This window comes from Flavobacterium caeni, assembly GCF_900101895.1.
Lineage (GTDB): Bacteria > Bacteroidota > Bacteroidia > Flavobacteriales > Flavobacteriaceae > Flavobacterium > Flavobacterium caeni.
In genome coordinates, this window is record NZ_FMVF01000022.1 from 1 (window position 1) to 23,445 (window position 23,445).

Genomic DNA, 23,445 nt, shown 5'->3' on the forward strand with positions numbered 1-23,445 from the left:
ATGGTTTGAAAGTCGATCGCGTTTTAGGATTGGCGGTAAAATGTATGTTTTTTCTGTAGTGCCGGTATCGAAAATTTTTGTATTTTCTGACCATTAGGGCAGGGGAATAGGGCTTGTCCCAAGAAAATAAATCCGACATTTGATTGCAGAAAATCTGTACTTTTTGTTAAACTTTAAAACTTAATTTTAAGACCGAATCGCGAACCTCTTAAGCCACACCCGATAGATAAATGGCTGCCATGCGCTCCGCTTCAAAATTTAAAATTCATCATTCAAAATAACCAATGGCCACCGCAAATAAAAACCTCTCCAACTACGATAAAACCAAGCTCCCCAACGCCAAAGATTTCCGTTTCGGGATTGTCGTTTCCGAGTGGAACGACCACATCACCAATGGCTTGTACGCCGGAGCGCAAGCGGCGCTACTCGACTGCGGCGCACTGCCCGAAAACATCATCCGATGGGACGTGCCCGGCAGTTTCGAGCTCATTTACGGCGCCAAGAAAATGCTCGAAACCCAAAACGTCGATTGCGTCATCACCATCGGCTGCGTGATCAAGGGCGAGACCATGCACTTCGAATTCGTCTGCGAGGGCGTCACCCAAGGCATCAAAGACCTCAATGTACAAAGCGATGTCCCGGTCATCTTTTGCCTGCTCACCGACAACAACGAGCAGCAATCCCTCGACCGCAGCGGCGGCAAGCACGGCAACAAAGGCACCGAGGCGGCGGTTGCGGCGATTAAAATGGCGGCGCTGCGCGCAAATTCCAAGAAGTAAATTCTGAATCCCAAGCACCAAATTCCAATGGTACGCGACGAGTTGTCGGTAAGTATTGGAGTTTGGTGCTTGGGATTTGGAGTTTTTTCAGGGCGTTGCCGCGCAACAGAATCCTGCGTTTTTACGTGAAACTGCGCGCGGCCGGGCTATCCGTTGCAATCTTTTGCTTCGTAAACTCCACAAAAGGATTTCCACTGCTATCCCTAACGCAGACATCGGCAATATTTGAGTTCGTGTTATTGCTGCGCAAGGATGAGTATGCATTCTTCATGTTTTTATACCTGAAGCCCACTGGGCTTCCTCCTTTTAATTTCAAATCTAACGCGGACATCGGCCGTTGAAATTTGAAATTTGGCCCCGAGACTTCGGGATGGAATTTGGAATTTCCCCGGCGTCAGCCACTCCAAAAATTTTATCATTTTTTCAACATTTTCCCCGCCCGCGCTAACACAATAATTGCTATTTTTGAGGGTTCCAAACCCAACCCGAATGTCGAGCATCATCCAGAAACTTCCCGATCACGTCGCCAACCAAATTGCCGCGGGCGAAGTCGTGCAACGGCCGGCTTCGGTGGTCAAGGAATTGCTCGAGAATGCCGTAGACGCCAAAGCCACCGACATCAAGCTCATCATCAAAGAGGCGGGCAAAACCTTGGTGCAGGTCATCGACAACGGCATGGGCATGGGCGAGCAAGATGCGCGTTTGTGTTTCGAACGCCACGCCACCTCCAAGATCCGTCAGGCCGAAGATTTATTCGACTTGCACACCAAGGGGTTTCGCGGCGAGGCATTGGCCTCTATTGCGGCCATCGCGCATGTCGAGATGAAAACGCGTCAGGACCAACAAGAGCTCGGTACACATCTGGTGATCGAGGGCAGCAAGTTTGTGTCACAGGAAGTGGCCGTGTTGCCACAGGGCACATCGTTCGCGATCAAGAATTTGTTTTTCAACATCCCGGCACGTCGCAATTTCCTCAAGTCGGATGTGGTCGAACACCGCCACATCATCGATGAATTCCAGCGCGTCGCACTCGCGCATCCGCAAATCCATTTTACGTACTACCACAACGGCGAGGAGTTGTTCAATTTACCGCCGAGTAATTTCCGGCAGCGCATCGTCAATCTTTTTGGCGGCAAGACCAACGAAAAACTCGTGCCCGTCAAGGAAGAAACCGAAATCGTTTCGATCGCTGGCTTTGTGACCAAACCCGAATTCGCCAAAAAAAACCGCGGCGAGCAGTTCTTTTTTGTCAACGACCGGTTCATCAAGAACGGCTATCTGCACCATGCGATCATGGCGGCCTACGAAGGGCTTTTGAAAGACGGCAGCCAGCCCGGCTACTTTCTGTTCCTGCAGGTGCCGCCGCATACGATCGACATCAACATCCACCCCACCAAGACCGAGATCAAATTCGACGACGAACATTCGTTGTACGCCATTTTGCGCTCGGCGGTCAAACACAGCCTGGGCCAGTTCAACGTGGCGCCCGTGCTCGATTTCGAACGCGACCCCAACCTCGACACGCCGTACCAATACAAAGACGCCGAAGCCACGGTGCCTACCATCCAAATCGATGGCAATTTCAATCCGTTCGCCGATGAAAAACCGGCCAAATCCTATGCGGGTTCGGGTTATAGGAAAGCCGAGCCGGCGGCCAGTTGGGAGAGTCTGTATGTGGGTTTAAAGCAAGACACCGAGACGATCGTGGGTGAGGAGTTGCCCGAATTTCCGTCGGCGGGATTCCAGTTCGAAAGCGAAGCGGTCACCACATCGTTGTTCGAAGAGCACGAAGCCGAACCCGCGGCCAGCAAAACCTACCAGATACACAAGAAATACATCGTCAATCCCATTAAATCGGGGATGGTCATCGTAGACCAACAGCGCGCGCACCAACGTGTACTGTACGAGCAATTCCTGACCAACATGACGGTGCAACAGGCCGCGAGCCAGCAGTTGTTGTTTCCGCTCGAGCTGTATTTTTCGCCCAACGAATTGTCGTTGGTTGCCGAACTCAAGGACGCGCTGGTGAACACCGGTTTTGTGTTCGAGGCGATGCACGCCGACCGTGTCGTGATTTCGGGATTGCCCGTGAACGTGGCCGAAAGCGAAGTGTCGATTGTGCTCGAACAACTGCTCGGCGATTTGCAGGACGGTGTTCCCGAAAGCAGTTTCAGCCAAAACGATTCGATCGCCAAGTCGATGGCCAAAAGCCTGGCCGTCAAAACCGGGACGTACCTGACCGAAAAAGAGCAGGAAAACCTGGTCAACGGACTGTTCGCGTGCAAAGAACCCAATGTATCACCTTTCCAGAAACCCACTTTCATCACGTTGCGTGTGGAAGATTTAGATAAAAAATTCGCACTATGATGCAGATTACCCCTACGGTCAAGCAGTTGCTGATCATCAACATATTGGTTTATATCGGCTCGCAAATCGTGGGCGCAGAGGCCTATCGGATGTTGTCGTTGTTTTATTTCGAAAGTCCAAACTTCCAGCCTTGGCAGCCGCTGACGCACATGTTCATGCATGCGGCATTTCCGAATATCACGCACATTTTGTTCAATATGTTCGCGCTCTATTCGTTCGGTAGCGCACTTGAGCATTTTTGGGGCGGAAAGAAGTTTTTGTTTTTCTATATCTCTTGCGGTTTGGGTGCTGCTGCACTCCAACTATTGTTCAATTATTTTACGATACAACAAGGACTGGACTTGCTTGCGGCCCATGGATTCGATATGACAGAAAGCATGGCATTGTTACAAGGCGGAAGCACGCAGAAATCGCTCGATGCCGTCGATATGAATGTCCTACGCGATGCTTATGGCGCGTTGAACGGCCCGATGGTGGGTGCCTCGGGTGCAATCTACGGCTTGCTCGTGGCTTTCGCGTTTATGTTTCCAAATGCCGAGTTGGCGTTGCTGTTCATCCCAATTCCGATCAAGGCCAAGTATTTTGTTCCCGCAATTATCGGGATCGATCTGTTCCTTGGATTCAAAGGGCAGTCGATTTTTGGCGCCGGGGGAACGGGAATAGCCCATTTTGCACATGTCGGTGGTGCATTGGTTGGCTTTCTGATGATGTGGTATTGGAAGAAAAACCAATTCAACGGCAACCGTTGGAACTGAGACGCATCCTTAAGATTGCCCACGTGCCGGAATCGAAAACTGCAACAAGGTACGGGACATAATTTCAAAAAAGACTATGAAGGTTTGGGATGAATTGAAAGTACATTACAAGATGGGCGGTTTCGAGCAGAAGCTGATCTATTGGAACGTGGGTGTTTTTTTGTTGTCGTTGGTTTGTCTCGATTTCCGGACGATGAAATTCGACTTTCCCGATTGGCTCGTATTGTCGTCAAACGGCCGGTATGTACTCACGCATCCGTGGACGCTTTTGACCTACCAATTCCTGCACAACGGCTTTTTCCATTTGTTGTTCAACATGATCGTGCTCAATTTTACGGGGCGCATATTCTTGACCTATTTTACACAAAGGCAATTGCTCGGGACTTATTTGCTGGGCGGTATTTTTGCCGGGCTCGTTTTCATGACGGTTTATGCGCTCATGGCGCGTGACGGGGCCGTCATCGGGGCATCGGGCGCCATCATGGCGATCTTGTTCGCGACCACCACCTATGCGCCGCAAATGACCATCCGCCTGCTCTTGATTGGCTATGTCAAGCTGTGGCATTTTACGGGTGTGGTCGTCCTGCTCGATTTGCTGTACCTGATGGCCGAAAATACGGGCGGCCACATCGCGCATTTGGCCGGGGCGCTGTTCGGATTCGTCTATGTAAAATTGCTGCTACAAGGCATCGATTTGAGCAAAGCTGTCAGTTTTATCTTCGACGGATTGGCCAACCTGGGCGGCCAAAAGAAAACGCCGTTCAAGAAAGTGCACCGCAATCCCGTGCGGCAAGCGGGTAAAACGTCGTCCAAGATTGTTACAAAAGACAAGACGCAGCAACAAATAGACGACATCCTCGACAAAATCTCGAAATCGGGTTACGACAGTTTGACCGCGGCCGAGAAGGAATTTTTGTTCAAGGCAGGCAAGGAGTAAAAAGTCGACCCGAGGCGCAGCCGAGCTGTATGGAGCGCAGCGTAATAAAAGTCAAAAGTCGTAAGACCAATGACGAACGGAGCGCGGAGCGCAAAGGCAATAGACAGATGACGTCGCGTTTACCGATAATCTTCGTTGCTGGTCGAAAATTCGCGCCCACCGGTTCGACAACCAAGAACTATTGTTAAATTAGCCCGATTAAGATTCGGATGAAAAAGCTTTCGTGGTTCAATAAGACAATGTATTTCTTCAACATCATTCTCGCGGTGTTGACGTTCTTGGCTTATGTCTTGCCGTTTTTGGCGCCCAAGTTTTTCCCGATTCTGTCGGTGCTCACGTTGGTGTTGCCGCTGTTTTTGATCCTCAACGGGCTCTATTTTGTGTATTGGCTGTTACAGTTCAAAAAACAGGTGATGTTGTCGGCGGTGATGTTGCTGTTGGGCATTACGTTCATCAACAAGTTCTACAAATTCTCGCATACCGATTTGCCGACCGAGGAAAAGGATTTTGTCGTGATGAGCTACAACGTACGACTGTTCAACCTGTTCAAATGGGTGCAGGACGAAGACGTCCCCCAAAACATCTTAACGTTCATCAACGAAAAGAATCCCGACATTCTATGCATCCAGGAGTATTCCAATTCGGCCGACATCGACCTCAAGATCTACCAACACCGGTACATTTACATGCAAGGCGACCAGATCAAGAGCGGGCAGGCGATTTTTTCGAAGTTCCCGATCATCGACGAAGGCCATCTCGATTTGCCCGGCTCGAACAATGCTGTGGTTTTTGCCGATATCAAGAAGGGCAAGGACATCATCCGGGTCTACAACATGCACTTGCAGTCGATCAAGATTTCACCCGACGTGAACGAAATGTCCGAGAACATCGACGGTGTCAATCAACAAAAGTCGCTGGCCGTGGCGCGTCGCATCAGCCGTGCGTTCAGGAAACAACAACAGCAGGCCGAGATCGTGGCCGAGCACAAAAAGACCTCCAAGTATCCGGTGATCATTTGCGGCGACATGAACAACAGCGCTTTTTCGTATGTGTACCGCAGCATCCGCGGTACCTTGCAGGATGCGTTTGAGGAAGCGGGCCGCGGATTCGGGCGTACCTATAAGTTCAGGTATTATCCGGCGCGTATCGATTATATTTTTGCCGATCCTACGATGACCGTCAAGGCCTTCGAGGATTTTCCCGAGTTCGAGAATTCAGACCATTACCCCATCATGACGCGGCTTTCGATCGATTAAAGCTTTTGGTTTTTGAGGTAGTCGAGCGCAAACCGTCCTTCGTTGAACAACAAGTCCAACACGCTTAAGTTGTTCAGGAACCCGTGCTTGTCGCCAAAGACTTGCGTGTACGGCTCGAACTGCGCGCCGTCTTTCTTGCCGCGCGCCAGGTAGCGAAGATCCTGGTATTGCGGGACGTCGTGGAAATATTCTACCGTCTTTTCAAAGGTAAAATCCATACCCAGACATTTCGATACGAGTTGCATCGTTTCGAGGTTCAAATCCATCAAAAACCGATGCTTTTTGGTAAAGATGGGCGCAAATTCATCCTCAAAATACTCAAAGAAAGGCGACGAACGATAAGCCGCCTCGAGCGACTTGAAATGTTGTTTTTGCCAATCGAACGCCGTTTCCAACTGCACGTCCTTGGTTTTCTGGTGCGCGTCCTTGGTGTGTTTGATCGGGATGTTGAGCAACTGTACGCCGTTCGGGCTGTAAATGTACGTTCGGTTGCGGTTGGTTTGCTTCTGGAAATGGTCTTCGACTTCGAGCGTCACCGAACCGGCCTGCGCCATGGCAACAAAGTGGCTGATCGATGGGAAATAGGTCGGGTAGAGTAGGATGTCCATTTTCGTTTAATCGTTTAATCGGGTAACCGTTTATCGGAATTAACTCTTAGCGTCCTTGCGTTTACCCATAAAATACGTAATCCCAAAGTAAGCCGCGAGCGCAATCAGGAAAAACTTAAAGTACGAAACGGGTTCGCCGTCGCCGCCCACAGTGGTAAACATCCTGTCCCAACGAATACCGCCGTTCACCAGATCGCGGCTGAGCCAAATGAACACCGGCTTGCCCACCACGTGGTCTGCAGGGACAAATCCCCAAAAACGACTGTCTTCAGAATTGTGGCGGTTGTCGCCCATCATCCAATAATAGTCCTGCTGGAACGTATACGAGTTGGCGACTTTTCCATTGATACGGATCTCGTTGCCCGCCACCTTGAGGTCGTTGTGCTCGTAGTCTGATATAATCATTTTGTAGAACGGCAACGTTTGCGCATTAAGCGGCACCGTTTCGCCTGCTTTCGGGATGTGGATCGGCCCCATATTGTCGGCGTTCCAACCCGCGTTGTTTTGCGGGAACACGCTTGGGTCGGCCCCTTTGATGACATACCTTGTGACCGATGTGATGCCCGGCACCTTGGCCAATTGTGCGGCCCTGGCTTCGGTAAGTGCGGCAATGGCAAGTGTATCGCGGCTGTTGTTGATGAATCCCGCCCCATCGGTAACGTCCAAATTGCGCAACACCTGTTCGAAATTGATTGGTGTCTTGCCGTCGTAGGTCACATGGTAGCGGTATTGCGGTTTGGCGCGGTCGGGCAGCACGAGTTTTTTGCCATCGATGTATACATAGCCGTCCTTCACTTCAAGATTGTCGCCCGGGATTCCCACGCAGCGCTTGACGTAGTTCGATTTTTTGTCGAGCGGTTTCTCGGCACGCAGGCCAGAGGTACGGTCGAAAAACTTGTACACCGTATCGACGGGCCAGTTGAACACCACAATGTCGTTGCGTTCGATTTTTTGCAAGGCCGGAAACCTGAAGTACGGGTATTGCGGCCATTTGCTGTACGATTTTTTGTTGACCAGCGGAATCGTATCGTGCACCATAGGAAACGCCACGGCCGTCATCGGCGGACGCGCCCCGTAGTGGAATTTGCTCACAAACAAGTAGTCTCCCACGAGCAACGTTTTCTCGAGCGACGAGGTCGGGATCTGGAACGGTTGCATCACATAACCGTGCACGATGGTCGCGACGATCACGGCAAACAACAAAGACGACACCGTATCGCCTACCTTCGACTTGGGCGCGAGGCTTCTGTCTGGGATGTGCTGTAACGGCTGCGTGTAATTGACATAGTAGATGTAAAACCCGAGGGTAAACAACACCAGCAACGTGTCCTTGGTGGTGTTCTTCCCAAAGCTGCGCAACGTTTCAACCCAAACTACCGGGAACATCAACAGGTTGACCACGGGGATGAACAACAAAATGGTCCACCACGTCGGGCGGTTGATGATTTTCATCAGTACGATGGCGTTGTAAATCGGTACCAACGCTTCCCAACGTTTGCGGCCCGCGGCCTCATACATTTTCCAGGTTCCCGCAAAATGCACGACCTGGACGATCAGGAAGAAAATAAACCACTGAATAACTGTCATACGTTTATGTTTTTAGCGGTAAGAGCCCAGCCCAGCCGCAGTGTTACAATCTTAGGATAAATTTAATACGTCTTTCATGGTAAAGATGCCCGACTTGCCGTGCAGCCATTCGGCGGCGATGACGGCCCCGAGCGCAAATCCTTCGCGGCTGTGTGCCGTGTGTTTGATCTCGATCGAGTCGACTGCAGAATCGTAAAACACCGAGTGCGTACCCGGTACATTTTCGATACGTTGGGCGTCGATCAGCAGTTCGTCATTCTTGGCCGGCGTTGCACCCGGCAATGCCCAACTCGAATAATCGGAGTGTTCGATGATGTCCTTGGCCAGCGAAATGGCAGTGCCGCTGGGCGCATCGAGTTTTTGCGTGTGGTGGATTTCTTCCATCGACGCTTTGTATTCGGGAAATTTGGCCATCATTTTGGCGAGTTGCACGTTGAGCGCAAAAAACAAATTCACGCCCAAACTAAAGTTCGATCCGTAAATGAACGCACCTTGTTTTTCTTCGCACAACGCCGCCATTTTAGGATAGTGCTCGAGCCAACCCGTGGTGCCCGAAACCACCGGAACGCCTTGGTCAAGGCAGGTCGAGATGTTGCCCACGGCCGCATCGGGAATGGAGAAATCAATCGCCACATCGGCTTTTTCGAGGCCTTCGAACGAATCGGTACTTTTCTTGCGCAGCACGATTTCATGCCCACGCTCGAGGGCGATACGCTCGATCACCTGTCCCATTTTTCCGTATCCCAATAACGCAATTTTCATCTAAAAACGATAATTTAAAGTGAATCCGATGTTTTGCTGGTTGTGGATGTCGCCCGGGAACACCGCAGGCTCGAACGACAAATTGTCGCTCACGTTGAACTGCTGCAAGTGCGCATCCACATTGGCGTCGACAATATTCAAAATATAGAACGCCGCGGTCACCAACGCCGACAAATCGCGGTTCTTTTGATAGAAACGCTGCCCGGTAAGCAGTCGGTCGTCGCTCAAGAAACTGAATTTATCGTCGGAGTAACCCGCCAAACGACGCTTGTAGGCATCGCGGTATTCGTTGTAGTTCTTCTGGTTCCAGATGTAAAAATACGTGCTCGTCCCGATGGCGGCATACACCAGCGGCATTTTCCAGTATTTTTTGTTGTAGGCCTGCCCCATGCCCGGGAACAGCGCCGAATAGAATGCGGCCTTGGCCGGCGACAACGGATCGATGTCCTCGTTGATCTTGGTTTGCGTAGAATCCTGTACAATCGTCATCTCGCCGCCCTGTGCGCTGGCGTTGTGGCCCGCAAACAACAATACGAACAAAAATATGACAGACAGCTTGTTCACTAACCCTGGATCAGTTTGATGATGCGGTTGAAATCTTCTTCGGAATGGAACGGGATCGTGATTTTCCCTTTGCCGTTGCCCGCCATCTTGACGTCTACCTTGGCGCCAAAATAAGACGCGATGGTCTTTTTTTGCTCGTCGTCGATTTTGAACGAAGTACCCTTGGCCGCCTTTTTTGCCGATGGCTTGAGGCTGTCCTGGTAACCCTTGACGAGCGCTTCGGTTTCGCGTACCGACAAATTGCGGCTGATGATTTTGTGGTAAATATCCGACTGCGCGTCATGGTCTTCGATGTTGATGATCGCGCGACCGTGTCCCATAGAAATAAAACCGTCGCGTATGCCCGTCTGGATGATCGGATCGAGTTTGAGCAATCGCAAATAATTCGCAATCGTCGAGCGTTTCTTGCCCACGCGTTCGCTCATCTGCTCCTGCGTGAGGTTGATCTCGTCGATGAGTCGCTGGTACGACAACGCAATCTCGATCGGGTCGAGGTCGTGGCGCTGGATGTTTTCGACCAAGGCCATCTCGAGCGATTCCTGGTCGTTCGCGATCCTGATGTAGGCCGGAACCGTCGTCAGTCCTACGATTTTCGAGGCGCGCAAACGGCGTTCCCCCGAAATAAGCTGGTATTTGTTGAAATCGAGTTTGCGTACGGTAATCGGCTGGATCACACCCAATTCGCGGATCGACGTGGCCAGTTCCTGCAACGCTTCTTCGTTAAAGTTCGATCGCGGCTGGAACGGGTTGATCTCGATCGACTCGATCTCGAGTTCGATGATGTTGCCCACCACTTTGTCGGCGTTTTTGTCCGAAACCGATTGGATGTTGTTCTCCGGATCTTTGAGCAAGGCCGATAATCCGCGGCCCAAGGCCTGTTTTTTCACCACTTTTGTCATTGACTGTTCTTCTTGATTATTTCCTGGGCAAGGTGCAGGTAATTCGTCGCGCCCTTGCTCGTTGCGTCATAATTGATGATGCTCTCGCCAAAACTCGGCGCTTCACTGAGCTTGACGTTGCGCTGGATGATGGTCTCGAACACCATGTCGTGAAAGTGTTTCTGGACTTCCTCGACCACTTGGTTCGACAAACGCAAACGCGAATCGTACATCGTGAGCAGCAGGCCTTCGATGTCCAGGTTCGGGTTGTGTATCTTTTGTACGCTCTTGATCGTGTTGAGCAATTTGCCCAAGCCTTCGAGCGCAAAATATTCGCATTGGATCGGAATCACGACCGAATCGGCTGCCGTGAGCGCGTTGAGTGTCAGCAATCCGAGCGACGGCGCGCAATCGATCAAAATATAATCGTATTGTTCCTTGACCTCGGCCAGCGCCTGCTTGAGCATGTATTCGCGGTTGTCCTTGTCTACGAGTTCGATCTCGATGGCCACCAAATCGATGTGCGCCGCAATCACGTCTACGTTGGGCGACGAGGTTTTGGTGATGGCTTCGGACGGTGTGTTGCTGTGCTCGAGGATTTGGTACGTCCCGATCTCGACCGATTCGACGTCGATCCCTAGCCCCGAACTCGCGTTGGCCTGCGGATCGGCATCAATCAACAACACCTTTTTTTCCAATACGCCTAACGAGGCCGCCAGGTTGACCGATGTGGTCGTCTTGCCGACGCCGCCTTTTTGGTTTGCAATCGCAATGATTTTGCCCATGTATCGCTTAGAATTTGAGCGGTAAAAATACAATTATTTACGGGATAAAAGAATTTGAAAATGTGGAAATTTGGAAATTTGGAAATGATTAACAAACCTGTTAAAAGTCAGGCTTTTGTGCGCTTTTTCATTGGGGCGTTGCCGCGATCAAATACGGGTGGTTTGTTCGTGCAAATCGGCGCGGCCGGGCTGTTCGCGGTGCGCGGCACCTTGCTGCCATCCCTAACGCGGAGGGACCACTACATTGCAAGAGTCAAATCCCAAATCCCAAATTCCAAATCCCAAATTCCAAATTCCAAATTCCAAATTAACTCGCTGCGCGTCGTTCAGTTCGGCTGCGCCTCGGGTCCAAATTCCAAACGTTATCTTTCACGTTTCGGTTGGCATTTCCAAATTTTCAAATTTCCAAATTCGGGAATTAACCCTTCTTCGCCTTGATCATCGCCTCGAGCATATCCCACATTTGTTCCGGGATCGCTTCGAGCAGGTTGAACTGGCCCGCGCCTTTGAGCCATTCGCCGCCGTCTATCGTGATGACTTCGCCATTGACATACGCCGAAAAGTCCGAAACCAGGTAGGCCGCGAGATTCGCGAGTTCCTGGTGGTCGCCCACGCGTTGCAACGGTACCTTCTTGGCCAAATCAAATTTGTCCTTCAAATCACCGGGCAGTAAACGGTCCCACGCGCCCTTGGTTGGGAATGGTCCCGGGGCGATCGCGTTCGAGCGGATCCCGTACTTGGCCCATTCGACCGCCAAACTGCGCGTCATCGCCAAAACACCAGCCTTGGCCGTGGCGCTCGGCACCACATAAGCCGATCCCGTCCAGGCATAAGTGGTCACAATGTTGAGTATGGTTGTATTTTGTTGTTTGGTATCGATCCAATGCTTGCCAAACGCAAGCGTACAGTTTTTCGAGCCCTTGAGCACAATGTCGATGATGGTATCAAACGCATTGGCCGACAGCCTTTCGGTAGGCGAGATGAAGTTGCCCGCGGCGTTGTTGAGCAACACATCGACTTTGCCGAAAGCCTTTAAAACGTCTTGCAACATCTGCTCAACCTGGTCGTAGTGGCGCACATCGCACTGCAACGGCAGGCATTTCCCGCCCGTTTCGGCTTCTAGTTCGCTGGCCGTGGTTTTGAGTTTCTCCAAATCGCGCGAGGTGATGGCCACCTGTGCACCCAATTCGAGAAAATAACGTGTCATTGCTTTGCCGAGCCCGCTTCCGCCGCCGGTTACCACAATCGTTTTGCCTGCGAGCGCATCGTCGCGCAACATTTTTGCCTTGAAATCCATCGGGTTGGTGTTTGAGGGTTATTTTTTCTTCGATTCTTCGTCCCATCTTTTTTGGGCGTCATCGATCAAAAAGTACAACGTAAGCTTTCTTTTTTTCTCGAGCAATGCTTCGTAGACCGCTACGGTTTGGCCTTCGGGGTTTTTCTCGGTTTTGCGACCGGTCACTTCGGCGCCTATGAACAGACCTATGAACACCGACCCGTCGTCGGGTCCTAACGAGAAAGTCGGATTGGCCATCGACGTGCCGTTGCCGCTCAGGAACATCGCCTTGAGGATTTTTTGCCATTGTTTGTCGTAGGCCTTGGCGCTGTCGTTTTGTTCGAGCTTGCGCAATATGGTGGCCTTGTGGTAAATGCCTTTGATGTCAAACGGGCTGCCCTTGAGCAATTTGTTGGCCATGCCCAGCGCGTCTTCATACTTTTGGTCGGTCATGAGTTCCTGCACAATCGATTCGCGAAAGGAATCCTTCAACGGATTGAATTCGGGATTCTTGGCATAGGCCACCAGCATCGACAGCACCTCGGTATCGGTTTGTTTCGTATCGTGGGCCTTGAATCGTTGCAGTTGGGTGTCGTAAAAAAGCGCGTCTTTCGCGTCCTTCGTACGCGCGAGCATCTTCTCGTGATCGGTCTTATAGTTGAATGTGGTTTGCGCGAAAAGACCCGTCGAAACGAGCAAAACGGCCACCAGCCAAGTATTTTTCATCTTTTTAAAATTGGGTCGCAGCCAAAGATAGCCAATTAAAGTTTTTTGAGGCGTTCGGCGGCAGCCATTAACGTTTCATTATCTTTTGCAAAACAAAAACGGATGTGCCGCTGGTCTGTCCCGTCGGTATGGAAACGCGATACAGGAATGGCGGCCACACCATATTCCACAACCAGCCGTTGCGCAAAATCGACATCGCTTTCTTGCGACAAATGGCCAAACGAAGCCAGTTGAAAATAAGTGCCCTCGCACGGCAGTAGTTTCAAATTGGTGGCCGAGAGCATAGCGGCAAAATCGTCGCGCTTTTGGCGATAAAACGCGCGCAACGCTCCCACATCAACTACATCCAGATAGACAGCCAACGCGGATTGCGCCACGCTGTTGACACTGAACACAAGGAATTGGTGTACTTTTTTGATTTCGGCCATGATCGGCTCGGGCGCCACCATATAGCCGACTTTCCAGCCTGTGATGTGAAACGACTTGCCAAAGGACGACACCGACAGGCTGCGGTCGCGCAGTTTGGCCCGATGGTGCACCGATACATGCGGCTGTTCGAATGCGATGTATTCATAGACTTCGTCCGAAAGCACGAGCAGGTTCGGGTGTTGGTCGAGCAGTTGTTCCAAGGCCACAAAATCGCTTTCGGTCCAAACCCTTCCCGACGGATTGTGCGGCGTGTTGATGACAATCAGGCGCGTGGCCGAACTAACTGCATTGTTAATGGCCGGCCAGTCGGGCGAATAATCGGGGCGCATACGAACGTGTACGGGTTTGCCGCCAGCCAGCAAGATTGGGGTTTCGTAGGAATCGTAGCACGGGTCGAGCAAGACGACTTCTTCGCCATGCGATACCAACGCTTGGATGGCCGTAAAAATACCCTGTGTGGCACCGGCCGTGACCAGCAATTCGGTTCCAGGGTTTACATCCCTTCTGTAGGATGTTTGCAAAAGCGCCGCAATTTTTTGCAACAGCATAGGATTTCCCGATGCAGGCTGGTACTGGTGCACGTTCTCGTACACTTTTTTGGCGACGATGTCCGACAGCCGCTGGTCGATCGCGAAATTCGGGAATCCCTGCGACAGGTTGATCGCGCCATGCTGGTTGGCCAGTTGTGTCATCTGTGTAAAGATGCTCGTGCCGATATGCGGAAGTTTAGACCCCACGATCAATCCAGGCTTTGCAGTAAAATGTCGAGGATCTTGATGGCCGCTTCGCTGATCTTGGTGCCCGGGCCAAAAACCGCTACGGCGCCCGCATCAAACAAATACTGGTAGTCCTGCGCGGGAATGACACCGCCTACAATCACCATGATGTCTTCGCGACCGTACTTCTTGAGCTCTTCGATCACCTGCGGGACCAGCGTTTTGTGGCCTGCCGCGAGCGACGACACGCCCAGAATGTGCACATCGTTCTCGACGGCTTGCTTGGCCGCTTCGGCCGGGGTTTGGAACAACGGACCAATGTCTACGTCGAACCCGACATCGGCATACCCCGTGGCCACCACTTTGGCGCCGCGGTCGTGCCCGTCCTGGCCCATCTTGGCGATCATGATGCGCGGTCGACGACCTTCTTTTACTGCAAATTCATCGGCCATTTGTTTGGCCTTTTCGAAACTTTCGTCGTTTTTGATTTCCTTGCTGTACACGCCGCTGAATGATTTGATTTGTGCTTTATACCTGCCAAAAACCGATTCGAGTGCATCGCTGATTTCGCCCAACGTGGTGCGATTTCTGGCGGCATCGACGGCCAATTCCAATAAATTGCCGTTGCCCGATTTCGCGCAATCGACCAATTTTTCGAGACATTGTTTTACTTTGTCGTTGTCCCTTGTCGCTTTTATTTTTTCGAGTCTTTCGACCTGTTGTTTGCGTACCATCTGGTTGTCGACGTCCAGGATGTGGAGCGGATCTTCTTTTTCCAACCTGTATTTGTTGACGCCCACAATGATGTCCTGTCCGCTGTCGATACGGGCTTGCTTGCGCGCGGCGGCTTCTTCGATACGCAATTTAGGAATTCCGGCTTCGATGGCCTTGGTCATGCCGCCCAATTCCTCGACTTCCTCAATCAGTTTCCAGGCGCTTTGTGCGATTTCGTGGGTCAGGCTTTCAACATAATAGGAGCCTGCCCACGGATCGACCGTTTTGGTGATTTTGGTTTCTTCCTGCAAAAAGATTTGTGTATTGCGTGCGATGCGTGCCGAAAAATCAGTCGGCAAGGCGATGGCTTCGTCAAGTGCGTTCGTATGCAAAGACTGCGTTCCGCCAAACGCTGCGGCGGCGGCCTCGATACAGGTGCGCGCGACATTGTTGAACGGATCCTGCTCGGTCAAACTCCAACCAGAGGTCTGGCAGTGCGTACGCAGCGCGAGCGATTTGTCGTCTTTCGGATGGAACTGTTTGAGCAATTTGGCCCAGATCATCCGTCCGGCGCGCATTTTGGCAATTTCCATAAAATGGTTCATGCCGATGGCCCAAAAGAAGGACAATCTTGGTGCAAATTCGTCAATGTTCATTCCCGCGGCCAGTCCAGTGCGGATGTACTCCAATCCGTCGGCCAAGGTGTATGCGAGCTCAATATCGGCGGTGGCGCCGGCTTCCTGCATGTGGTAGCCCGAAATTGAAATCGAGTTGAATTTGGGCATTTTCTTGCTCGTGAATTCAAAGATATCGGCGATGATTTTCATCGAAGGCGCTGGTGGATAAATATAGGTGTTGCGCACCATGAATTCTTTGAGGATGTCGTTTTGGATTGTGCCCGAGAGTTGTTCGGGTTGAACGCCTTGCTCTTCGGCCGCGACGATGTAAAACGCCATGATCGGAAGCACCGCGCCATTCATCGTCATCGAAACCGACATTTCGTCGAGCGGAATCTGGTCGAACAAAACCTTCATGTCCTCGACCGAATCGATCGCTACGCCTGCCTTGCCGACATCGCCAACGACGCGTTCGTGATCGGAATCATAACCGCGGTGCGTCGCCAAATCGAACGCGACCGACAATCCTTTTTGACCTGCGGCGAGATTTCTTCGGTAGAATGCGTTGCTTTCTTCTGCTGTCGAAAATCCCGCGTATTGGCGGATCGTCCACGGACGGCGTACGTACATGGTCGCATACGGCCCGCGCAGGTTGGGTGCAAAACCGGCGCCGAAATCGAGGTGTTCGACGTTTTCGATGTCGCTTTCAGAATAGGCGGAATGGACCGCAATACCCTCGGCGGTGACAAAATCTTCGCCGCCCGCCGCCCGATTCGATTCGGTATTTTTTAAGGTGATATGACTTAAATCTTTGCGCATCTAATCAGGGATTGAGTGTGGCGGTATACAACACACGGACGGTTTTCCCGCCCTTGCTGCCGGGCTTCCATTTGGGCAACAGTTTGATCACGCGGACCGCTTCTTTCTTGGTGGCGTCGGGTAATTCGCCAAAGACCTTGATATCGCGTAGCACGCCGCCTTTTTCAATAACAAACGACACTTTGATCGGCTCGGCGGGTTTTTCCTTCGGCTTAAAATTTTTCTTGAAATGATCGGCCAGCGTCACGCCGTTTTCGGGTACGGGCAAAACATCGATCTCTTTGTTCGAGAATATTCGGTTGTCGGCACCGGTTTGTGCGGTCGCAAAAGTGGCGGTGAGCACCAGCAAGAGTAAGGCGATTTTTTTCATGGTTGGTTTTTTTCGTGTTCGAGTCGTTCTTGTTCGATCTTTTCGGCCAGACGTTTCGGGATGATGGGCGTGATCAAAGTCTTGCGTGGCTTGTTCTTTACAAACGGGTACAATTCCAGATCATGCGCCATGCGGTCGTTTTTGTTCGGGTATTTGTTCGTGCCAAGCAGGACTTCGTTGCCCAAATCAAACAACTGTTGTTCTTTCTCGGCGCTTTCGGCGATTTTCTTTTGGATGTTGCCTTCGCCGAGTTTCACGAGGAATCCACCATTGGCTTCAATTTCCTTGAACAATTCGAGCGCTTTTTCGGCGATTTGTTGCGTGAGCGTTTCGATGTAATAGCTGCCGTCGGCCGGGTTGTCTACCTTGTCGAAATAACTTTCGCTTTTGAGCACGAGCAATTGGTTGCGTGAAATGCGTTCGCCGAATTCGTTGCTCTTATGGTACAGCGCGTCATACGGCAAGTTGCACACCGTGTCGGCGCCACCCAACACCGCGCTCATGCATTCGGTGGTGGTGCGCAGCATGTTGACATTGTAGTCGTATATGGTTTTGTTGCGACGCGTGGGCGTGGCGATGATGTGGCAATCCTGATTGTGATTGTACTCGCTTGCGATGATTTTAAACAGTATCCTGAGCGCGCGCAACTTGGCGATCTCGAAAAAGTAATTCGTCCCCACGGCCACGTCAAAAACCACCGGACGGTTCGCGGTGTCTACGCGGTTCAAGTATTCGTTGGCGTGCGAAAGCGCATAGGCGATTTGCTGCACGATGTTGGCGCCCCCATTTTGGTATAGACGCGCGTTGATGCTTAAGAACGAAACCGATTGGGTTTGTTTGGCGATTTGTTTGAGCGTTTCGAAATTGTCTTTTTCAGCCGTCTTGAACCAGTTGCCGTCTTCGGTCAAATGGCCGATAGGGTCAAGATGGCAGAAAACGGTTGCGTTTTTTTCGGTCGCGATGCGGTCTATCTTCTTGACGAAATCGATTGAGAGAAACGCCAAATGAAAGTGGACCGAAACCACGTCCAGCGCAAGGCTGTTCAGCAATTTCTCTACATCGGTTTTTTCGTCGGCGATGGTAAAACGGATGCTCTCGGCACCGCGGGCAATGCTGTCCTTGGCGCGCCAGATCGATTTGTCGAGATCGTGTACAAAAATGTCTTGGCCGATCTTGAATTTTGTCGCGTGCGTGGCAACGGCCAATTTTTCGGAAACTTCATCCGAATGGTAAAACGGCTTGACCTTAATGCCTTCGGGCGATTCCCAAACGAGCGTATCGTTGTAATCGGCGCCCTTGAGCTCAAACTGGATTTGCTGTTTCCATTGCTTGGACGAAACGGGTTCGAAATCAGAAAACAATTGGTCGGCCATTGGAATTTGGAATTTGGAATTTGGGATTTGGGATTTGGGATTTGGAATTTTCCCTTACTTGTGTTTTTTAACAGTGTCGCCCTCAAACTCTACAATATACACGTCTTCGCTGTCCTTTTTCATATAGTATTTCTCGCGCGCATATTTTTCGACATAGTCTGAATCCTTGAGCATCTTGATCGATTGCTTGTCCCGACGGATCTCGTCCTGGTAGTACTTCTTGTTGTCTTCGAGTTCGTCGATTTGCTGATTGAGCACGCGGTGGTCAAAATAAGAATAGTTGTCCAGGAACAACATCCAGACGCAAAAGAACAACAGCACCCAAACGTATTTGTTGGAGAGGAATTTGAACCAGGGTTTTTCTCGGAAAGACATTATTTATTGTTATTGTTTATTTTTATTGGAGTGCCCTAGCCCGGATTGCAGTGGAAATCCTTTTTTGTTGCCATGAGATTTCTCCCGATGGTCGAAATAAAACGCAACAAAAAAGATTGCAACGAAAAGCCGGAAACAGCTCCTAAAAATAATAAAAATTTACGAAATCCGCTGGTTAATTACCGCGCGCACCACATCGATCGCCACGGTGTTGTATTTGTCGTTCGGGATGATGATGTCGGCAAAGGCCTTGGTGGGCTCGATGAACTGCTGGTGCATGGGTTTGAGCGTGTTTTGGTAGCGCGCCAAAACTTCTTCCATGTCGCGTCCGCGCTCGGCGATGTCGCGTTTGAGGCGGCGAATCAGGCGCTCGTCTGAATCGGCGTGCACAAAAATCTTGACGTCGAACAAATCGCGCAATTCAGGGTTGGCCAAAATCAAGATGCCTTCTACGATCATGACCTTGCGCGGATGCGTGGCCACGGTGTCCTCGGTACGGTTGTGCGTCACAAACGAATACACGGGTTGGTCTACCACGTTGCCGGCCTTGAGTTCCTTTAAATGATGGACGAGCAATTCAAAATCGATGGCACGCGGGTGGTCAAAGTTGATCAGCGCGCGTTCGTCATACGACAGATGGTCGGTTTGCCGGTAGTAGTGGTCCTGCGAGATGATGCCGACTTCGGTTTGCGGCAATTCGTTCATGATTTGATGTACGACGGTTGTCTTCCCGCTACCGGTACCGCCGGCGATGCCAATGATGAGCATTTGATGAGGTTTTGCAGTTATGCCGCAAAGATATTACTCTGCCGCAGATTTACCACCAAGCCGCTTCAAAATATCGACCTTGTGCTTTAAATTTGGCTTTCGACCGAATAGTAGTGGTACAGTTCGCGTTCGAACGCGCGCTCGGCCTCGGCCGAATAATTGTGCTGCAGGTCGTGGGCGGCGCGGTGCGTATAAATGACGAGCGGTTTGAAATCACAGCATTTTTGCTCGATGGTCACCACTTTGTGGTCTTGCTTGAACGTGTATTTGTCGGTGTCGAATTGCGAGAGGTTTACGCCCGCATTCTCTGCCACGGCCAGTTCGTTTGCCGTGTGGCGCTTGCGCGTAAGCTTGAATTGACCGAACTGCTGGCGGTGCATATCGACCAACACCAAACGCGTCTCGTTGACTTTGTTGCGGTAAAATTCGTGCTGGTGTCCGCCAAAATTAAAGCAGTTGAGCGTTTGCAACTCGATGCCGATCAACCGGTTGTATTTGAACACCGGCTTGACGATGGCCTCGAACTCGAGCTTGCCCGTATCGAATTCATAATACACCAGCGAGTTCCGACCGATGGCATCGATGTCTTCCTGGGTGTGGTGGTGGCCGTACTGGTTCAAATCGCAGGCTTCGCGTTCGCCCGAAAGAAAGATGTGCTTGGACATGAAATTCTGGCGCGTGGCTTTTTCGTATTCCTCGACCGACATCCCAAAATAATAGTTCAAAAACAAGTGGTGTTCCTTTTTGTAACGTTTGCTCAATTGAGGCACCACCAACCGGTCCTTATGGGTTCGGTTTTCGGCATGCTGGCAACCGAAAACCAGCGCCGCGCATAGAATCAATACTAATTTCATTGGTTTATTTTTGGTTTTCCAATATACGCGGTATTTTTTTTTTGAGCAAAAAGCAGGTAGTCCAATGACCGATTTTTGGTGCAGTTGAACGAGTTTTTTTTAAGCGTACTTTTCGATGATAATTCTCAAAGCGCGAACATCGAAAATACCAATAAAAACAACTGATATTGAGCGGATTGGCGTTGTTTTAGGCCGGCAAATAAAATTTATACTGTCATTCTCGTGGTTTCAGTATAAGTGTGATGGTCAGGGTTTGTCCTTCCAATACGACTCGGGAATGGTGGTGGTACTGCCGTCGCGACCCGAACGATAATGCGGCGACATGATCTCGATCCCGGCCTCGTTACAGCAGTCCTGTATGTTTTGGTGCAATTCGGAATAAATGGTCGCCTGTTTGCCCGGTTCACGTGTAAAGGCATTCAACTGATAGGATACATAAAAATCCTCGAGTCCGGTTTGCAACACAAACGGTTTGGGCTCGCTCAGGATGTGTTCGGTGCGCAACGCGGCCGCGATAAGGGCGTCGTACATGTTTTTCCACGGGACGTCGTAACCGATGGTGACCGTCGTGTGTAAAATGAGCCCTTTTTCGGGCGCATCGCTGCTGTAGTTGATCGTATGGCTGCCCATCACGTTCGAGTTCGGGACCGAAATGATTTCGTTTTTGATCGTCCTGATGCGCGTCACCAAAAGCGTTTTTTCGATCACATCGCCGGTGATGTCGCCAATCTTGACGCGGTCGCCAATCTTAAAGGCGCGCATATAGGTCAACACCAGTCCCGACATCAGGTTGCTCAGCGAACCCGACGAGCCGAACGTAAACAATACGCCCAAAAATACCGATACACCCCTGAAAACCGGGCTGTCGCTTCCCGGCAGATAAGGGAAGATTACCGTAAACATAAAAGCATACAGCAATACGCGGATGATCTGGAACGAAGGGTCGGCCCAATCGGGATAAAACCCATTGATTTTTAACGCGCCCGACTTGATCTCGTTCTTGAAGTAGCGGAACAGCTTGATGATGTAGTGGAATACCGTCACGATGACGACAATCGTGATCAGTTTGGGGAGGTAGCCCAACAGGCCTCGGCCTATGTTCTTGATCGGATTCAGGAAGTACGACAGCAATTTGTCGGCCAGCCCGCTGGTCCAGGGGAAAATGGCGAACAGGATCGGCAACGAAATGTAAATGAGTACCAGGATCAGGATCCACTTTAAGATCGTATTGCAAAACAAAAAGAAACGCGTGAGCCGGTGTGCGTCGAGCACGGTGTAGTTCGATACCGTCAGCGATTTGATCGATTGGCCTTTTTGCTGTACGATTTTCTTTTCGGTCCATCGAAAGAGCTTTTGCATGTAAAAGATGATCGCGAACAGCAACGTCAACAGCGCCAATGCCATCCCGATTTCCTTAAGCAGTTCGGTCACGCTGGTTTCCGATCGGTATTCGGCAACTGCGGCGGCGATTTTCTTTTTGTAATGTGCCGCCAATTGCGGTCTTGTCGTGTCGTTCCACAGGGCATCGTCTTCGGTGATGCTCACCAGTATGGTCTCGCCGTAACTCAGTTCGGTGACCGATTCGACATCGGCAATGGCCAGCGAATCGCTTTTAAAGGAAAAATCGTCCCCCAATGCTGCGATGCGCTTGCTGATCGCCTGGGCGCGGTCGGCGGCCGAAAAGCTCCCCAGCCGGTTGTAGATTACAAACAACGTATCGTTGAAGAAACCCAAAACGGGGTGTTTTTTTGCCGTGAACCGCAGCGAATCGATGTTTTTTTTTTGCAAACGACGGGCTTCCTTTTCCTGCCGCTCGAGCAAATCAATCTGGGCAACCAGCGCTTCCTTGGCCTGCGCATCTTTTTTTGAGGCGAGCTGCTCTTGCAATACCGATTTTTTGATCGAGTCGGCCATGCGCTGCCTTTCGGCCTGGTCGAACGCTTTTTTGTAATCGGACAGCAATACCGCGTTAGTGGAATCGGATGGGCTTTTGATTTCTTTGTTTTGGGCAAAAGTGGCTGCATCGAGAAAAAAACACAGCAACGCAAAGACAAGACAAACGGTATTCTTGAACATGACCTATCGGTTTTGTTTGGTTACCGAATATACTGTTTTTTTGTCAATGACGCGAACTTGTGCCGGCAAAAAGGTTTTGAAAAATAATGTGTTGTCGCGGTAGCCGACAATTTCCAGCCTGTCTACCTGTATTTTGTTTGCGTTGCTGTTTTTGATTTCCGGACATGAAAAGAAGCCGAATCACCAAAGGCGGTGCCATAAAAGCCAGCACAACCAATGCCATTGTGCTTGGTTTTCGGATACAAACAGAAGTGTTTTTAGAATATCGTAAGCAGGCCACCGTGGGAAGCACATAAGGTAAAGCTCGACTATTTTTTCAACTTATTTTTTTGGGGCGTGCCGGCTCATGAAGGTCGTCAATGAACACCACGAGCGTGCTTTCGCCGTCGGGCTGTACGTTGCAATCTTTTGCCGGCCCCAATCGTTCGGGGCCCGGCAAAAGGATTTTCACTGCCATCCCTCACGCGGTTGCGTGCCCAAAAGCGACATTCAGTTCATCCAGACAAAGCCCTTGTAAATTGCTTTCACGCTCGTCGCAAATTCGGGTAAATTCTTGAAAAGAAGCAGAATTACTTCTTGATTTTCTACAAAGCACAGTGCAAAGCCAATCCTTGCAACTTGCAACGTTTCGCAAAGTGTTGCCGTTACTGGGTTCTTTTGGATATTTTCACGACGGAAATAGTTTTCTAAAGCGAGGTTTTCAGAAAGTCGTTGTGAAATTTCTGTTGCAAATATTTCACAACAAGATTTTTGCAACAAAGTGAACTGCCCCCCCAAAAGTTTAGACAAGTTAATAATTACATTGATAATGATGAACCCGATATTGTGTCGGGCTCATTCCATTTAAATTCAGTTTAATCCTGTCATTGTTATAATAATTGATGTACTCTTTTATCTCATGCCTTAAATGGTCTATTGACCTGAACTTATTGATGTAATAGAGTTCACATTTAAGTATCCCGAAGAAGTTTTCGATTACGGCATTATCAGGCAGTTTCCTTTTCGGGACATGCTTTGTGTGATGCCATTTTGCTTCAGCAGTCTTTGGTACTGT

The 23,445-nt window shown here is 50.5% G+C and carries 24 protein-coding genes and 1 pseudogene; 6 read left to right on the forward strand and 19 right to left on the reverse strand.

From position 1 onward, the window contains the following. Nucleotides 1-284 precede the first annotated feature (284 nt). From ribH to BLP55_RS15175, 5 genes are all read left to right on the forward strand, one after another. Nucleotides 285-779 (forward strand): 6,7-dimethyl-8-ribityllumazine synthase, encoded by a 495-nt coding sequence (gene ribH, locus BLP55_RS15150; protein ID WP_091146625.1) that lies wholly within the window; start codon nt 285-287, stop codon nt 777-779. A 489-nt stretch (nt 780-1,268) separates the two neighbouring features. Then, nucleotides 1,269-3,146 carry a DNA mismatch repair endonuclease MutL gene (mutL, locus tag BLP55_RS15160; protein ID WP_091146635.1) on the forward strand — a complete coding sequence of 626 codons (1,878 nt, stop codon included), beginning with the start codon at nt 1,269-1,271 and terminating at the stop codon, nt 3,144-3,146. Continuing rightward, on the forward strand, nt 3,143-3,901 hold the full coding sequence (locus BLP55_RS15165) for a rhomboid family intramembrane serine protease (protein WP_091146638.1): 759 nt from the start codon (nt 3,143-3,145) through the stop codon (nt 3,899-3,901). Before mutL ends, BLP55_RS15165 begins: the two co-directional genes overlap by 4 nt. A 76-nt stretch (nt 3,902-3,977) precedes the next feature. Beyond that, nucleotides 3,978-4,838: a rhomboid family intramembrane serine protease gene (locus BLP55_RS15170; protein WP_091146641.1), complete on the forward strand. Its 861-nt coding sequence runs from the start codon at nt 3,978-3,980 to the stop codon at nt 4,836-4,838. Nucleotides 4,839-5,047: 209 nt separating this feature from the next. Further along, nucleotides 5,048-6,094, forward strand: a complete 1,047-nt coding sequence (locus BLP55_RS15175; protein ID WP_091146645.1) for an endonuclease/exonuclease/phosphatase family protein — start codon at nt 5,048-5,050, stop codon at nt 6,092-6,094. On the opposite strand, the gene BLP55_RS15180 is transcribed toward BLP55_RS15175, so the two are convergent. The 6 genes from BLP55_RS15180 to BLP55_RS15205 are packed head-to-tail and all read right to left on the reverse strand — an operon-like array spanning nt 6,091 to nt 11,278. Beyond that, a complete protein-coding gene (locus BLP55_RS15180; protein ID WP_091146649.1) occupies nt 6,091-6,702 on the reverse strand; it encodes a WbqC family protein in 612 nt (203 codons plus the stop codon). The two genes, BLP55_RS15175 and BLP55_RS15180, sit on opposite strands and share 4 nt — an antisense overlap. Before the next feature lie 39 nt (nt 6,703-6,741). After that, complete coding sequence (gene lepB / locus BLP55_RS15185) at nt 6,742-8,289, reverse strand: signal peptidase I (protein WP_091146652.1); 1,548 nt, start codon at nt 8,287-8,289, stop codon at nt 6,742-6,744. Nucleotides 8,290-8,340: 51 nt separating this feature from the next. Then, the gene (gene dapB / locus BLP55_RS15190) at nt 8,341-9,051 is read right to left on the reverse strand and encodes a 4-hydroxy-tetrahydrodipicolinate reductase (protein WP_091146656.1); all 711 of its coding nucleotides are present in this window, start codon (nt 9,049-9,051) and stop codon (nt 8,341-8,343) included. Then, the gene (locus BLP55_RS15195; protein WP_170826885.1) at nt 9,052-9,615 is read right to left on the reverse strand and encodes a DUF5683 domain-containing protein; all 564 of its coding nucleotides are present in this window, start codon (nt 9,613-9,615) and stop codon (nt 9,052-9,054) included. It abuts the gene before it with no gap. Further along, nucleotides 9,615-10,514 carry a ParB/RepB/Spo0J family partition protein gene (locus BLP55_RS15200; protein ID WP_091146659.1) on the reverse strand — a complete coding sequence of 300 codons (900 nt, stop codon included), beginning with the start codon at nt 10,512-10,514 and terminating at the stop codon, nt 9,615-9,617. The genes BLP55_RS15195 and BLP55_RS15200 overlap by 1 nt, the downstream gene beginning before the upstream one ends. Then, nucleotides 10,511-11,278 (reverse strand): ParA family protein, encoded by a 768-nt coding sequence (locus BLP55_RS15205; RefSeq protein WP_091146663.1) that lies wholly within the window; start codon nt 11,276-11,278, stop codon nt 10,511-10,513. Before BLP55_RS15205 ends, BLP55_RS15200 begins: the two co-directional genes overlap by 4 nt. Nucleotides 11,279-11,338: 60 nt before the next feature. Between BLP55_RS15205 and BLP55_RS15210 the strand changes: the two genes are divergently transcribed. After that, nucleotides 11,339-11,716 carry a hypothetical protein gene (locus BLP55_RS15210; protein WP_091146667.1) on the forward strand — a complete coding sequence of 126 codons (378 nt, stop codon included), beginning with the start codon at nt 11,339-11,341 and terminating at the stop codon, nt 11,714-11,716. Here BLP55_RS15210 and BLP55_RS15215 read toward each other — a convergent pair. The 13 genes and pseudogenes from BLP55_RS15215 to BLP55_RS15270 all read right to left on the reverse strand — a co-directional run. Then, the gene (locus tag BLP55_RS15215) at nt 11,697-12,575 is read right to left on the reverse strand and encodes an SDR family oxidoreductase (protein WP_091146672.1); all 879 of its coding nucleotides are present in this window, start codon (nt 12,573-12,575) and stop codon (nt 11,697-11,699) included. The two genes, BLP55_RS15210 and BLP55_RS15215, sit on opposite strands and share 20 nt — an antisense overlap. 18 nt (nt 12,576-12,593) lie before the next feature. Next, complete coding sequence (locus tag BLP55_RS15220; RefSeq protein ID WP_091146675.1) at nt 12,594-13,280, reverse strand: DUF4919 domain-containing protein; 687 nt, start codon at nt 13,278-13,280, stop codon at nt 12,594-12,596. A gap of 35 nt (nt 13,281-13,315) precedes the next feature. Continuing rightward, a complete protein-coding gene (locus BLP55_RS15225) occupies nt 13,316-14,446 on the reverse strand; it encodes a methionine aminotransferase (protein ID WP_091146708.1) in 1,131 nt (376 codons plus the stop codon). 2 nt (nt 14,447-14,448) lie between these two features. Then, on the reverse strand, nt 14,449-16,575 hold the full coding sequence (gene scpA, locus BLP55_RS15230; protein ID WP_091146679.1) for a methylmalonyl-CoA mutase: 2,127 nt from the start codon (nt 16,573-16,575) through the stop codon (nt 14,449-14,451). A 4-nt stretch (nt 16,576-16,579) separates the two neighbouring features. Then, entirely contained in the window at nt 16,580-16,945 is a 366-nt protein-coding gene (locus BLP55_RS15235) for an energy transducer TonB (protein WP_091146683.1), read from the reverse strand. Beyond that, the gene (locus BLP55_RS15240) at nt 16,942-18,318 is read right to left on the reverse strand and encodes a methylmalonyl-CoA mutase subunit beta (RefSeq protein WP_091146685.1); all 1,377 of its coding nucleotides are present in this window, start codon (nt 18,316-18,318) and stop codon (nt 16,942-16,944) included. The genes BLP55_RS15235 and BLP55_RS15240 overlap by 4 nt, the downstream gene beginning before the upstream one ends. Before the next feature lie 54 nt (nt 18,319-18,372). Further along, nucleotides 18,373-18,693 carry an FtsB family cell division protein gene (locus BLP55_RS15245; protein ID WP_091146687.1) on the reverse strand — a complete coding sequence of 107 codons (321 nt, stop codon included), beginning with the start codon at nt 18,691-18,693 and terminating at the stop codon, nt 18,373-18,375. 159 nt (nt 18,694-18,852) lie between these two features. Next, complete coding sequence (gene udk / locus BLP55_RS15250; RefSeq protein WP_091146690.1) at nt 18,853-19,461, reverse strand: uridine kinase; 609 nt, start codon at nt 19,459-19,461, stop codon at nt 18,853-18,855. A gap of 86 nt (nt 19,462-19,547) precedes the next feature. After that, the gene (locus BLP55_RS15255) at nt 19,548-20,315 is read right to left on the reverse strand and encodes a hypothetical protein (RefSeq protein ID WP_091146694.1); all 768 of its coding nucleotides are present in this window, start codon (nt 20,313-20,315) and stop codon (nt 19,548-19,550) included. 246 nt (nt 20,316-20,561) lie between these two features. Continuing rightward, nucleotides 20,562-22,391, reverse strand: coding sequence for a mechanosensitive ion channel family protein (locus tag BLP55_RS15260; RefSeq protein ID WP_091146697.1), 1,830 nt, complete (start codon nt 22,389-22,391; stop codon nt 20,562-20,564). Nucleotides 22,392-22,707: 316 nt separating this feature from the next. Further along, nucleotides 22,708-22,848 (reverse strand): hypothetical protein, encoded by a 141-nt coding sequence (locus BLP55_RS17065; protein ID WP_170826886.1) that lies wholly within the window; start codon nt 22,846-22,848, stop codon nt 22,708-22,710. 32 nt (nt 22,849-22,880) lie between these two features. Beyond that, nucleotides 22,881-23,180 (reverse strand): hypothetical protein, encoded by a 300-nt coding sequence (locus BLP55_RS15265; protein WP_091146701.1) that lies wholly within the window; start codon nt 23,178-23,180, stop codon nt 22,881-22,883. A gap of 1 nt (nt 23,181) precedes the next feature. Then, nucleotides 23,182-23,445: pseudogene (locus BLP55_RS15270) on the reverse strand (IS3 family transposase); the annotation flags it as partial.